This is a genomic window from Gordonia sp. ABKF26 (assembly GCF_041103195.1).
GTDB lineage: Bacteria > Actinomycetota > Actinomycetes > Mycobacteriales > Mycobacteriaceae > Gordonia > Gordonia terrae.
The window spans coordinates 1869294-1883295 of record NZ_JBGCVZ010000003.1; the positions used below are offsets into that span (position 1 = coordinate 1869294).

The 14002-nt window shown below is 66.2% G+C and carries 11 protein-coding genes; 8 read left to right on the forward strand and 3 right to left on the reverse strand.

Going from position 1 to position 14002, the window contains the following annotated elements:
* Window positions 1–114 precede the first annotated feature (114 nt).
* Genes AB4Z55_RS08725 through AB4Z55_RS08745 form a run of 5 tightly spaced genes read left to right on the forward strand, consistent with a single transcriptional unit; the run spans window position 115 to window position 7965 of the window.
* Entirely contained in the window at window positions 115–2211 is a 2097-nt protein-coding gene (locus AB4Z55_RS08725) for a hypothetical protein (protein ID WP_248643363.1), read from the forward strand.
* A complete protein-coding gene (locus AB4Z55_RS08730; RefSeq protein WP_369519557.1) occupies window positions 2208–3671 on the forward strand; it encodes an ATP-binding protein in 1464 nt (487 codons plus the stop codon). The genes AB4Z55_RS08725 and AB4Z55_RS08730 overlap by 4 nt, the downstream gene beginning before the upstream one ends.
* Entirely contained in the window at window positions 3668–6595 is a 2928-nt protein-coding gene (locus AB4Z55_RS08735; RefSeq protein ID WP_369519558.1) for a Z1 domain-containing protein, read from the forward strand. Before AB4Z55_RS08730 ends, AB4Z55_RS08735 begins: the two co-directional genes overlap by 4 nt.
* 24 nt (window positions 6596–6619) lie before the next feature.
* Window positions 6620–7477 (forward strand): ParA family protein, encoded by an 858-nt coding sequence (locus AB4Z55_RS08740; protein WP_248643360.1) that lies wholly within the window; start codon window positions 6620–6622, stop codon window positions 7475–7477.
* Entirely contained in the window at window positions 7474–7965 is a 492-nt protein-coding gene (locus AB4Z55_RS08745; RefSeq protein ID WP_369519559.1) for a hypothetical protein, read from the forward strand. Before AB4Z55_RS08740 ends, AB4Z55_RS08745 begins: the two co-directional genes overlap by 4 nt.
* 39 nt (window positions 7966–8004) lie before the next feature.
* On the opposite strand, the gene AB4Z55_RS08750 is transcribed toward AB4Z55_RS08745, so the two are convergent.
* From AB4Z55_RS08750 to AB4Z55_RS08760, 3 genes are all read right to left on the reverse strand, one after another.
* Window positions 8005–9426: an AIM24 family protein gene (locus tag AB4Z55_RS08750; RefSeq protein ID WP_369519560.1), complete on the reverse strand. Its 1422-nt coding sequence runs from the start codon at window positions 9424–9426 to the stop codon at window positions 8005–8007.
* Window positions 9427–9629: 203 nt separating this feature from the next.
* Window positions 9630–10454 (reverse strand): mycofactocin-coupled SDR family oxidoreductase, encoded by an 825-nt coding sequence (locus AB4Z55_RS08755; RefSeq protein WP_248643357.1) that lies wholly within the window; start codon window positions 10452–10454, stop codon window positions 9630–9632.
* A gap of 216 nt (window positions 10455–10670) precedes the next feature.
* On the reverse strand, window positions 10671–11267 hold the full coding sequence (locus tag AB4Z55_RS08760; RefSeq protein WP_004019483.1) for a TetR/AcrR family transcriptional regulator: 597 nt from the start codon (window positions 11265–11267) through the stop codon (window positions 10671–10673).
* An 85-nt stretch (window positions 11268–11352) separates the two neighbouring features.
* Between AB4Z55_RS08760 and AB4Z55_RS08765 the strand changes: the two genes are divergently transcribed.
* The 3 genes from AB4Z55_RS08765 to AB4Z55_RS08775 are packed head-to-tail and all read left to right on the forward strand — an operon-like array spanning window position 11353 to window position 13997.
* Entirely contained in the window at window positions 11353–12543 is a 1191-nt protein-coding gene (locus tag AB4Z55_RS08765) for a Rieske 2Fe-2S domain-containing protein (RefSeq protein ID WP_369519561.1), read from the forward strand.
* A gap of 4 nt (window positions 12544–12547) precedes the next feature.
* Window positions 12548–13327, forward strand: coding sequence for an enoyl-CoA hydratase/isomerase family protein (locus AB4Z55_RS08770; RefSeq protein ID WP_369519562.1), 780 nt, complete (start codon window positions 12548–12550; stop codon window positions 13325–13327).
* 13 nt (window positions 13328–13340) lie between these two features.
* Window positions 13341–13997, forward strand: a complete 657-nt coding sequence (locus tag AB4Z55_RS08775) for a PaaI family thioesterase (protein ID WP_369519563.1) — start codon at window positions 13341–13343, stop codon at window positions 13995–13997.
* Window positions 13998–14002 lie beyond the last annotated feature (5 nt).

Consider the following 14002-nt stretch of genomic DNA (forward strand, 5'->3'; position numbering starts at 1 on the left):
GCGAAAAGCGTTCTACTGCACTGCTTTTCGATTCTTCCCCCCGGTCGGTCAGCGGCTTGTCCACCACGTGGACCAATCCGTGCCGTGCAACCACGGTCGGGATGTCCGCTTCGGGTGAAGTTGGATAAGCTGCGGGACGAGATCATCACCCGACGCGTGATGACGAGAGGTCGGAAGTCCAGAGGTGACGCGTTGTCGGACTACGGCGCCGCCGAATTGCGCGACGACACCTGGGTGGACCTGTTCCCGTGGCTCGATGAGTACGAATCGGCTGACGCCGCCGAACTGGAAGTGCTCGTACCGAACGTTCCCGACTGGTGGATCGCCGACTCCCCGCAGGACACCAGCCGCGATGTCGCCCTCGACGACCTCGTCGCCGGGCTGGCCCGCCTGGCGGTCCGGCGGCATCGAGCGTCCACCTTCGGCCGGCTGGCCCCGCGACTCGCTGCCGACATCCCGGTGGCGGCGCTCGGTCTGGGTACGCGTGCACGAACCGTCGTACACCGCCTCGGCGATCCCGCGTCCGTGTCGGCACTTCTGTCGTCGACGGCGGAGGCCCTGTTCGCGCTGAAAGGGACCAGTCCGGACACCGTGCAGGATGTGGCCGCGGGAGTTCTCGGTGCGGCGGTTCTGACTGCCCCCGAGGACCGCGTACCCGAGGGCGACGCCGAGGATCCGGTGGCGGTCCAACTCGTCGACGACCTCCGCGTGCTGGCGCGGTGGCGCGGACTGCGAGGCGCGCCGGACTCCCAGCTCATCGCGGTCCACATCGAGGACGACGCACCGGAGGAGGTGCAGGAGGTCGCGGCGCGCATCGCCGCGATCTCGGCCGAGGACTTCGGCTCCACCGCGGAGTCGAATCCGGTCGACGAGATCGAGAATCTGATCGAACAACTGGGGGAGCGGGAAACCCTGGTCCTCCAGGACTTCGTCATGGCCGCGACGCCGATCACAATGGGCGAGCTCAGCGTTCGACTGCATGTGAGCAAGAGTCGTGCCGCCGGCATCGTGGCGCGACTCCGGCAGGAGATGGCCGCGGCGTGTGAATTCGAGACCACCGCAGGTGGATTGCTCGCGAGCATGCGTGCGCGCATCCGACCGGTCATCCCGCTGGAGTCCCTGCTCGACGCGCAGCCCGTACTCCGGACCGAGGTGCCGTCGCTGGGCGTCCCGCTGTGGTTGGCGCTGGACCGGCTCGACGACGGTTTCGAGGTCAGCGGCCCGTGGGCGGTGGCCCCGGACCGGCGCACGGCGAAGGGAAAGACCGTCGTGATGCTCGAACAGTTCGAGTCCCGCAACGGCGTCGTACCGCTGACGAGTGCCGCCGAGACGCTGGCACTGTCGCCCGCCGAGGTGCGAGAGTGGTTGCGCTACTGCGACATCCCGGTCCTCAAGGACCGAGTTCTGCTCGCCACCCGACGGCTGGTCGATCACGCCGCGGCCATCCTGGAGGTACTCGGTGGCGTCGTCGACATCGGTGACCTCGCCGAACTGCTGGATACCGATCGCACGGAGAAGTTCGTCTCGCGGCAGCTCGCCGACGACGACCGCTTCGCATGCACCCCGACCGGACACTGGACCCTTGCGGCGTCGGGCGAGGCGAGCAACGAGGTCCTCGCGACCCCCGACGGCGCGCCGGTGACCGAGGGCAACGTCTCGCACGCCGAGCCACCCGAGGAGGCCATTGCTATCCGACCGACGCGGCGCCTGTATCGGACGGGCGGCACCTGGCGTTTCCGGGTGCGGGTGACCACCGAACATCTTCGCGGGTCGGGATTCACCATCCCGGCCGGTGTGGCTCAGGCCTTCGGATGTCGGCGCGGTCAGATCCGGGAGTTGCGCAGTCCGCTCGGCATCCAGACGGTGCGGTGGACCGGGACCAACCCGACCTGCGGGACCATCCGTCGGTTCCTGGTCGAGGTGGCCGCCCAACCTGATGATGTCGTCTTCCTGACCTGCTCGGCCGATGGTGGCTTCGACGTCGTGCCGTGCGCGCAGGTCACCGATGACGAACCGGTACGGAGTGCCCTGGCCCTGATCGGCGTGAGCCGCCCCGGCGATCTGTCGGAGCCGGAGGCGGCACCCGTGTTGGCGGAGGCGATAGGTCTGGACCCGGACACGAAGCCCCGCCGCATCCTGAGCCGCTACCAGGCCCGGGACGAGGCGGTCGCCGAACGGTTGGAAGCGGCGTGGACCGTGGGTATCCGGTGACCCTCGAACCCGCGGGCGGCAGCGGCGAGATCAGCGGGACCGAACGCGCCCTGGGTCTGCACCACACCACCCCGACAGCGGTCGCCGATCTGATCGACAACAGCATCGACGCGGGAGCACGGCACGTACTGGTGAGGTTTTTGCAGTCGGGGCGGCTCGTCACCGGGCTCCGAGTCGTCGACGACGGAAAGGGCATGGATGCCGACACCGCCGACGCGGCGATGCGATACGGCGTTGCGCGGGACTATCGGGACGACGAACTCGGCCATTTCGGTGTCGGGCTGAAGGCCGCCTCCCTGAGTCAGGCCGACACGGTGACCGTGTATTCGCGTGCGCTCACACACCGGCCGCTCGGACGACGACTCACCGTCGAGGACCGTCGCGACACACCGCGCGTCGAGGTCATCCGCGAACATGAGGTGACGGAGGTCCTCGCCGGCGCGGCACCTCGATTCCCGTTTGCCTCCGGAACGATCGTCGAATGGCGCGGTATCCGCACATTCCCCACCGCGGCGAACCCGGATGAACAGGTTACGTGGTTGGAGTCCGTCGTCGAGGATCTGCTGGACTGGCTCGGGCTCGTGTTCCACCGTCTGATCAGCCGGGGGTTGGCGATCACGATCGACGTCGCGGACGAGACGGTGGGCCGGGCCGGTGCCCCGCGGTCGGTGCGCGCGATCGACCCGGTCGGATACCGGGCGAGCGGTGCGCCCGGGTATCCGGCGACGCTGCCGGTACTGGGTAGCGATCGGGTGACCGGACACATCTGGCCGGCACGCAGTTCGGCACCCGGTTACAAGCTGCGCGGGTTGCCCGGCCGGGACTCGCAGGGTTTGTTCGTCTATCGGAATGACCGTCTGCTGCAGGCCGGGGGGTGGCTCGGAGTGGTGCGGCCCCGGTCCGATTGGGCGCCGGCCCGTGTGGTCGTCGAGCTGGATGCCGTTCTGGCCGAACACATGACGATCAACCCGGAGAAGTCCGGCGTGACCGTGGACGCGACTTTCGCGACTGCTCTGCACGCCGCGCTCGGGCACGGTTTCCTCGACGCCGCCGTCGCGACCGCCGTCGCCGCGAGACGTGTGCAACGGCGTCCGATCACCGTCGTCGAGCCCGGGAGCGGCCTGCCCGATGAGGTCGCGGACGAGTTCGCGGACACTTTCGCATTCGTCGAGACCGCGGATCCGGTTCAGATCGGTTGGCGGGTTCTGCCCCAGGATCGATTCTTCGAGGTCGACCTCGATGCCCGCGCGCTCTGGCTCAACGCCCGCTTCCGCGGACGGCTCGGCGGTCGCCGGCGCTCGTCCACCGTTGACGTGCCGGTGCTCCGGACCCTGGTGTACCTCCTTGCCCAGGACATGTTCGATGCCGTACGGCATAGTGCCAGGCAGGTCGAACAGATCGATGCCTGGCAGCGGGTTCTGATTGCTGCGCTGGCCGCCGAGGAAGGGAACGCAGAGTGATCCAGGTGGTCGTGGACGCGCTTGTCCGCGAATTCAAGACAGACCTGGCCCCCGCTCGGTTCGTTGGTGCGGTCGCGGGCCGGGTGATGGATGCCGGCCATGACCCGGTCTCGATGGACACGGTGATCGACGTGATCGTCGATGAGCGTGTGTCGGCGGTCCAGTCCGCGGTGAGGTCTGCGTTGACTCGTTGGGACGCCGAAGGTGCGGCCGCCTGGACCGGGGGCACTGCGCCTCAGAGCCGGGAACGCAGGACGCTGATCTACTCACTCCTGGGCATTCCCGGGCCCGCTTTCGAACCGCTCACCACCGCCTTCCTGATCGCTGGTGGCCCGACGGTGATTGCTGCGCCGCAGCCCTGGGAACCCTGGTATGTGCCGGAACGCCGCGCTGCACAGGACTTCTACTGGTCGGCGTACCGCCGGCTCCTCGAGGCCAAGGGGTGGGCCGATCACGTCGTGGACGGACTCGATGTGGCGACGACCGCTGTCGTGCAACGCCTGGCCGATCCGACGCGGGAAGAGCCCTACCAGTCCAAAGGTCTGGTCGTGGGCTATGTCCAGAGCGGCAAGACCGCGAACTTCACGGGGGTCATCGGGAAAGCGATCGATGCCGGGTACCGGCTGGTCATCGTTCTCACCGGGACCATCGAACTGCTCCGCAGTCAGACGCAACGCCGGCTGGACATGGAACTCATCGGCATGCAGAACATCGACGAGGCGGAGTACGCCAACGACGAAGACTGGCACGCGGGCAGGTTCCTCACGCACGTACTCGACCCGAATCATTCCAACGACGCGCCGGCGATCCGCCGGCTGACCGGTCGGGTCGACGACTACAAAGCACTGGCCAAAGGCATCGGCACACTGCACTACGAGTTCGTCGACCATTCGAAACCGCTCTACGACCCGACCAACCTGCACGCCAGCAACGTGCGGGTGGCGGTGGTGAAGAAGAACTCCGCCGTATTGAAGAAGCTCGTCGCCGACGTCGGCAAGATCCCGACCCCACTGGACCAGATTCCCACGCTGATCATCGACGACGAGGCCGACCAGGCGTCGGTGAACACCCAGAACCCGAAGAACTTCGCCGCAGGACGTATCGAACGCACCGCGATCAACGAGCAGATCTCACGACTCCTCGAGACACTGGGCCGCAGCCAGTACGTCGGGTACACGGCCACGCCGTTCGCGAACGTCTTCGTCGATCCGGACGATTCGGTGAACATATTCCCGAACGACTTCATCGTGAGTCTCGATCGCCCCGAGAAGTACATGGGTGGAGCTGACTTCCACGATGTCGATGACCTCGACGAGGGAGTGGAGAAGACGCCGGCCAACTCGAACGAGAAGTCGTTCGTCCGTGACCTCCGTGCCCAGTGCGATGAGGATCGGGAAGCGGAACGACTCCGTGCCCTCGACTCTTTCGTGCTGGCGGGTGCACTCAAACTGTTCCGGGAACACCATGGGGTGCCAGGCAGTTTCCGCCATCACACGATGCTCGTGCACGAGTCGGTCAAACAACAGGAGCATGTGGCCCTGGCCCAGGATTTCGAAGCTCTGTGGAAGAGTGCCGGATACAGTCAGCCACATGGCTTGGAACGCTTGGAGGAGCTGTGGGACAGCGACTTCCGCGTCGTCTCGGAGTCGCGATCCGAACCCGGTGTGCTGAGCCCGGGCGGCTTCGGCGAGCTCGAGGAGTTCATCGGCGCGGCCGCGGACCGGATCGGCGCGGGGATCAGTCCCGTCATCGTCGTCAACGGCAGTGCGGACAAGGATTATGCGCAGGAATCGCTGAACTTCGACGAGCAGGCGGTCTGGAAGATCCTCGTCGGTGGCACCAAACTCAGTCGGGGGTTCACCGTCGAGGGCCTCACGACCACCTATTACACGCGTCGTACTGCGCAGTCCGACACTCTCATGCAGATGGGGCGCTGGTTCGGATTCCGGCCCGGCTATCGAGACCTGGTGCGGCTGTTCATCGGCCGGGAAGTCCCCGGGCCGGGTGGAGTACTCGTCGACATGTATGCGGCATTCGAGGCGATCGTCGGCGACGAAGAAGAGTTTCGGAGCGAGCTGGCGCGGTTCAAGGGACTCAACGAGGCCGGCGAACCGATGGTCACACCGCGCGACGTGCCTCCGATGGTCTTCCAGCGACTGCCATGGCTCAAGCCCACCGCCACCAACAAGATGTACAACGCCGAGCTGAGCTACCGCAGTGTCGGGGGTCAGAGTTTCAGCTTCACGATGCAGGGTCCGCGCGGAGAAGGTACGCACAACGCAGCGCATTTCGCAGCCGTTCGTCCGCTACTGGATTCTCTCTCCGAGAGCGGACAATTCGCGTTCATCGACAAAGACCAGAAATCGAGGACGTTCGAAGCCCGGTACGGGATCGTTCCGGCGGACTCGGTCCTCGAGGCGATCACCCAGTTCGTGTGGGATTCAAACTGGGACTTCGAGCCCCATCGCCGGGCCTTCGAAACAGCAATGCAGCGGAAGGTGCTGACGGATCTGGCGGTCCTGCTGCCGATCCCGAAGACCAAGCGGCTGGTCGCCATCGGGGACTACCCGACTGGACTCCCGCTCGTGAACCGCAAACGTGAAGAAGCGGAGTACCGAACGGGTTTCACCGGGACCGCGGTGCGCGAACGAGACGCCATCGAACACATCGCGGGGAACCCGAACAAGGCAGTGGGTGGTCCGCTGGCGTCGGCGCTGCGTACACAGACCCGCGGCGCCATGATCCTGCTCTTCGCCAGTGACCCGAAGTCGCAACGGCACCTGAAGTCGCACAAGCGCGGCACCGCGGACCCTCGGGACGTGGCGACTCTCTTCAGCTATGCGCTGCCGTATTTGGCCGACCCCACTCCCAAGGTCGGCTTCACCGTACGCAAGGTGGGCGCGGGAGCGATCGTCGATGCGTGACCAGAGAGAAAGCAGAGGTAATCGATGGCAAAGGTGATCGCGACGATCAGCCTGAAAGGCGGCGTCGGCAAGACCACCGTGACCGCCGGACTGGCCGAGTTCATGTCGGCGGAGTTCGGCCAGCGAGTTCTGCTCATCGACCTTGATTCGCAGATCAACCTCACGACCATGATGATCAGCGAGGAACGGTGGTTCGAGCTGAACACGAACGGTCGCACCCTGGCGACACTGTTCACGGACGCGGTGAACCACACCGAGTATTTCCGGTTGGGCGATGCCATCGAACGGGGAGTGTCGCCGGTGAAGAAGGTGGCCACCGTTGATCTGCTCGCCTCTTCGCTCGATCTCATCGAGGTGCAGGAGGAGCTGAGTGCCCTGCGCGTCGAGGGGCGGGTCCCCGGCAACGGAACGGGATTCCTTCGGGACGCCATCGCGCCGGTGATCGACTTCTACGACTACGTACTCATCGACTGCCCGCCGAACATCGGTCCGGTGACTCTGAACGGCCTGGCCGCCGCGGACGCCTACATCATCCCGACCATCCCGGATGTGCTGTCCACGTACGGAATTCCACAGATCCAGACGCGGGTACGGAAGATCGGGGACGAGATCGGACGCACGATCGTCGAATTGGGCGTGGTGATCACAAAGTACAAGGCGAACTCGGCCGTCCATCGGTCCACGGCACGCCGGTTACGCCGGGACCCGACCATCCAGCACGTGCTGCCGAGCTATATCAACGAAGCGAATTCGGTTGCAGCGGCTGCGGAATACGCCTCCTACGGCACCTTGAAGGTGAAGTACGGGAATCAGGGCCAATTCGACCAGTTCCGGGGACTGACCATGGACGTGATGACCGAGGCGCAGGAGAAGATCCGATGAGTTCTGACGACACCCGCCGCCGGATGGAGTACCAGGCCGTCGGCGGCGCGCTCGCACAGCTGGATACGAAGAACCCGCAGGCCGCGCAGCTGATCGCAGGCCTGACGCGGGCGATCGTCGACGAGGCCGATCGCTCGTCGCGATTTGCGGCGGCGCTGACGGACGTGATCGACGGTCTCCGCCCGATCGACGGCGCCCCGACTGTGGCTGCCGCGCCCCCACCGCGCAAACGTACTGCCACACCGAGAAAGCGGGTGGCGAGGCAGCCCGGTGCGTTCGATCCGTTCGTCGTCTATCGCGATGTCGGCGAACACGAACTGTCGGTCAGGTTGGGACAGCTGTCGATCGAACAGCTCCGCGACATCATCGCCGATCAGGAACTCGACACCCGTAAGGAGACCGGCCGGAAGCGCAAGGCCGAAGTCCTCGTGGCCTGGATCGTCGAGCGCGTCGAGGCTTCGGAGAACAAGGGGAGCGTGTTCCGGTAGCCGACCGGTTCGTCGCGGCTCGGGGACTGACAGATCGGCTCAGCGGCCGAGGATGCCGCCCAGCATGCCGCCGGCGCCGGAGCCGGCCGCGCTCCCGCCGCCGGTGCCGCCGACGAACCCGCCGGGCGGGAGTTCCGACGGCTGGACGACGACGAAACCCCGACCGGAGAACTCGAGGGTGAACCGCTCGCCGGTGCTGCGTCCCATGAGGGTGCCGAGGTTGAACGAGTCGTTCGACTTCACCGAGGTGCGCAGGCTCGACGACCACGCGACCGCGGCCTGGGGGTCGGCGTAGGTCGCGGCGTCGACGTTGAGGACGACCGGCGTGCCGTCGGTGGTGATGGCGATCCGCCCGCGGCCGGTGAAGACGCAGTTGAACATGCCGGCGTTGCTCATCGCGCCGGCACCCTGCACGCGGGCGATGTCGTAGGAGAGTGACGAGTCGAAGGCGAGTACGTTGGCGCCGTTGATGGTGAGGCCGTCGGACCCGTCGAGATCGATGAGGTGCACGTCCGACGCAGCATCGGCGAGGAACAGGTCGCCCTGCCCGGTGACCTTCATCAGCGGGACGCCCTCGCCGGTCATCGCCTGACGCATCATCCGGCCGAGCCCTCCGGAGCCGAGCGCCTCGAATTTCAGATTGCCCTGGTACGCGACCATCGAGCCGCTGCGGGCCATCACCTCGCCGGCGAGCCCCACGCGGCACATCTTGCTGCCCTGCTTCTGGATGCCCTGCCCGGTGACCTCGGCGTGGGACGGCGCGAACAGATCGCTGTGCATGGGAACTCCCTGTGGTTGGGCGGTGACCGGAGGCCTCGATGGCGGTGTATTCGATTGCGACGCTTGATCTCTGGGCGACGACGCTGGTGCTGCTGCCGGCGGTGGTGTGGCCGCCGGCGGCCAGGGCTGCGGATCGGTCACCCGCGGAGGGCGTCCGGGTGGTGACGGCGGTGCGGGCTCCTCGTCGACCTCGATGCCGAAGGCGGTCGCCAGGCCCGCGAGACCCGCGTCGTATCCCTGTCCGACGGCACGGACCTTCCACATGTCGTTGCGCCGGTAGATCTCCAGGCACACGACGGCGGCTTCGCTGGTGAGGCCCGCGGGGCTGAAGGTGAGCTCGGCGCCGCCGCCGGTCACCGTGGCGGTGAGCGCACCCGCGGTGGCGAAGCTCGCGGGTCCGGTCCCGTCGAGACTCGCCGCGACCACCACCGTCACGATGTCGCGGGGTAGGGCGGCGGTGTCGATGGAGATGATGTCGGCGGATCCGTCGGAGCGGAAGCCGACGCCGGGGCCGGCGGGCTGGTTGTAGAAGATGAGATCGGCATCGGAGCGGACCCGGCCCGCGTCGGTGAGCAGGATCGCCGAGGTGTTCACCGGCGACGCCGAGCGCACCGAGACGGTCACGGCCGACGAGGGCAGTGGTCGGTTCTCTCCGGCGGTCAGCGTGAGCACGGTATCCATTGTGCCAATCGGCGCCGCCCGCCGTCTGCGAAGTCGGGTTCGGTCGTCATTCGCCGGCGCGACACCCTCCGTGCCACGACGATGACCACCCTCGGGCTGTGCCCGAGGGTGGTCGGTGTCACGCGCTCCGAATGCCTGGCAGCAGGCGGAGCGATGCGCCCGTCGGGCACCACCGCTTCGTCGCAGGTGTCAGGTGGCGGGTGTCAGCGAACGTTGTAGCCGGCGTCCACCGGCAGGGTCACCCCGGTGATGTAGCGGGCCTCGTCGGAGGCAAGGAACACGATCGCGTTGCTGATGTCGACCGACTCGATCAGTTCGACCGGCATCGGGTTCTTGTAGGACTCGTCGTTCGCCACCTCGGGGTGGGAGTTGACGAACTCGCCGTATTCGACGTTGGCGACCATCGGGGTGTTGACCCCCGTCGGGTGGATCGTGTTGACGCGGATGAGGTTCTTGGCGAGCTGTTTGGAGTACAGGCGCATCAGACCGACGACGCCGTGTTTGGCTGCCGAGTAACCCGCCTGGCCCGCGAACGTGTTGAGTCCGATGCTCGTCAGCCCGGCGGCGGAACTCGTGATCACGATGGATCCGCCCTCGTTCTGCTCGATCAACCGCGGGACGGTGAGATCGAGGACGTTCCACACGCCGGTCAGCATGACGTCCACGGCGTCATGCCAGGCCTGGGTCTGTTCGCCCGGGCCGATCACAGGCATGATCCCCGCGTTGGCGATCACGGTGTCCAGGCGGCCGAAGCGTTCGATGCCCGCGTCGAGCACCGAGCGGATGTCGTCCCGATCGCGCACGTCGCCCACCGCGGTCACGATCTGTCCGCCCGCTTCCTTGACCAGTCGCTCGGTCTCGGCGAGATCCTCGCGCGTGGCCATCGGGTAGAACACGGTCGGGATCTGGTCACAGATGTCCAGTCCGATGATCGAGGCGCCCTCCTCGGCCAGTCGGATGGCGTGGGAACGTCCCTGTCCGCGCGCCACGCCGCTGATGAACGCAACTTTTCCACTGAGTCTCTGCATGATGGTCGTCTTTCTCTGGTCGGACCGAGAGCAACCGGATCACGAGGACCGGATCGGTTTGTGGCGCAGCACTGTTCGAGCACACGACGTTCTCGTCGGCGCGCCTGGCGTCTCGGGGCGGAGTATGGTCCCGCTGCCGCCGAAACTAACATAGTTAGATTGATCACGGAACGGAACGCGTGAGTCCGGCCGGCCGGGGATCGTGAGGCCGTCTCCTCAGTCGGCGACGATCGCGGGAATCAAGAAGGCGCGCAACTTCGTCCGGACCCGATCGAGGTAGTGATCGGTGGAGTCGAACTGACTGATGTACATGATCTCGAGCTCGGAGATCCACTCGCACAGCAGCTCGATGTCGACCTCGGGGCGGAGGTTGCCCGCCGACTGCTCGGCGAGAAGGACCGGCTCCCACAGTTCTCGGGTCAGTTCGATCGCACGTCCCGACACGCTGAGCAACTGCATCGACAGCGCCATGGATTCGGGGGCGACCAGTCGGTTGACCATCGGATCGGAATGGCCCTTGCGGATGTCCCGGCAGATCCCCTCGACGATGCGCTCGGAGACGGTCGGCCACTTGTTGATGTGTGCCCGGGCCTTGTCCATGTTGGTGTGGGCGCGGCGCACCACCAGTTCGGTGATGAGTGCTTCGCGATCACGGAAGTAGCGGTAGACGGTCGCACGCGACAGTGAGGCCGCGCGTGCGACGTCCTCCATCGTGGTCTTGGCCATGCCGAAACGCGCGAAGCACTCCTCTGCTGCCCGGAGGATCGCTTCCTGGACGTCAGTGCGCTTGTCGGAGTCGGTGCTTGCGGCCACGACACGACGGTAGCAAGGGCGCCCTAATCGAAAGAAGATAGATAAGACACTAGACAGTGATTGTCTCGTGTGTCAGTCTCGATACATGGAGCGCGACGAGAAGATCAGGCTGACCCGGCGACTGATCGACCACGTGGACAACGACAGCACCGATTACGCGGACGATCTGCTGAGAGTTCCGTTCTCGGTGTTCAACGACGCCGAACTGGCGGCGAAGGAACGCGACGTGGTGCGGAGATTCCCGCACATCGTCGCCCACGTCGACGAGTTGCCGAAGACGGGCTCGTTCGTCACCACGGAGTTGATCGGTACGCCGTTGCTGGTCATCCGGCAGAGTGACGGGTCGGTGAAGGCCTTCTCGAACGTGTGCCGACATCGCGGGTCGCGCGTGGAGTTCGGTGAGTCCGGGTGCAAGCGCGTCTTCGCCTGTCCGTACCACAACTGGTCCTACGGCAAAGACGGTGCGCTGCGGGGTATGCCGCATGCCGAGGGTTTCGACGGAATGGACCGCGCCGACTACGGACTCGTGGAGTTTCCGTGTGAGGTCCGGCATGGACTCGTCTGGGTGGTGCCGACGGTCGGCGCCGATCTCCACATCCGATCGGTGCTCGGGGACAAGCACGACGACGAGGTCACCGACACCGGGATGGCGGAGTCGTTCCAGGTGCGCAAGGAGACCTGGCGGCTGGACATGAACTGGAAGATCGCGGTCGACGGCGTCCAGGACTCCTATCACCTGTGCCAGTTGCACACGAAGACGGTGTGCAACTACCTCGAGGGCAACATCACCGCTCTCGACGTGGTGGACCGGTCGTGGCGACTCGTGGTGGCGCGCAAGGCCATCACCGAGGTCAGGGACGCCGACCCGGACAGTTTCGACGTCCGTGACTACTCGCTCGCGAATTACACGGTGTATCCGGGCACCATGCTCGTCACCGAGCCCAAGCACTTCGAGATCTGGACCATCGTCCCGGACAAGGACGACCCGAACGTCAGTCACTGCACCATCAGGCTGCTGTCGCCGACGAAGCCGCAGACCCCTCGTGAAGAGCGGATCCTGGACAAGAACTGGGAACTGCTGATGGAGACCTTGCACGACGAGGACTGGTTCGTCACCAAGACGATCACCGACAATGCGGCGTTCGGTCAGGTCGACGAACTCATCTACGGACGAAACGAATTGCCGGGACAGCTGTTTCACAAGATGGTGGCCGGTGATGTCGAGGCGCTGGAGCGCGAACGTGGATCCCGTCCCGCCACGGCTGCCGCGCACTGAATCCGTGTCCGAACTGGAGGTGGATGAGCCGGCACCGGGTGTGCGCCGCCTGACCATCAACCGTCCGGGGGTTCGCAATGCGATCTCGCTCTCGGTCCAGCGCGAACTCGACCGAGCGCTCACCCGGATCGCGGCCGACGACGCGATCCGGTCGGTCATCATCGCCGGCGCGGGTCCGGTTGCCTTCTCCGCGGGATACGACATCACCGAGTTGGCGAGGTGGACGCCGAGCGAAGCGGCAGACGCCGCGGCCGAGCGAGAGGAACTCGTGTGGCGGTTCTGGTCGTTCCCGAAGCCGGTGGTCGCCGCCGTGGACGGAACGGCACACGGCGCGGGAACCATCCTCGCGGTGTGTGCGGACATCCGCGTCGGAGACCCGCGCACCCGGTTCGCCGTGACGGCCGCGCGGTACGGCGGCGCCAACCTCACCTGGTTGCTCGACTCCGTCGTCGGCGCCGGACACGCCCGAGACCTGTTGATGACGTCGCGGGCCGTCGACGGGGCGGAGGCGTACCGGATCGGACTCCTGAGCCGGTTCGTCGAGGAGGGTGGCGTGTCGTCGGCTGCTGTCGACACGGCGGCCGGCCTGGCCGAACTCCCGCCGGAGGGCATTCGGGAGATCAAGTCGCTGCTCCAGCACGGCCCGGGACTGGATCTGCGGACGCGCTACGACCGCGAGATCGCTGCTGCGCGAACGCACTCGCACCCGGAGCAGATCGCCGGACTGGTCGCCGGTCTCGCCGACCGCGACGCCCGGCTTCGGCGGACGGCGGCCGAGCAATGAGCGGAGACACGGCATGACCGACGCCATCTCCGAAGCAATGTCGGACGCCGATCCGTGGCGACCGGATTGGTCGGATCCGTTCCGGCCGACGACGAGCGGGGACGACGAGTACGAGTCGATGGTGCAGGCGCTTCGGGAGGTTCAGGAGGCGGTGACCCGTAGTCGCCCCACGCCGACAGCGGCCGCCGAAGCCACTGCGGCACTCCGCGCGGTCGCACGTCTCATGTGGCCACACGAGGTGGACGAGGACGAGCAGATCGCGGGTAAGCGTTGGTCGACCCCGGGAAAAGGGCACGCACTGGCGCCGGCACTGCACATCGACCATGTCACCGAGACCACCGCTGTCGCACGGGTCACCATCGGCAGATTCCATTCCGGACGATATGCGATGAACGGCGGCGTCACCCCACTGATCTTCGACGAACTGCTGGCACGCTTGGCCAACAGCGCGGGCCGGCCGTGGGGCCGGACGGCGTACCTCCACGTCGACTACCGATCACCTGCACCGCTGCACACGGAACTGACGCTCACCGCCGAGCTGGTGGAGCAGTGCGGGCGCAAACGCACCATGCGCGGCGCGATGTTTGCGGGTGAGACTCTGCTGGCCGAGGTGCACGGGCTGTGGGTCGAACTCAAACCTGAACAGACACTGGATATTTCACAAACATGAGAGGC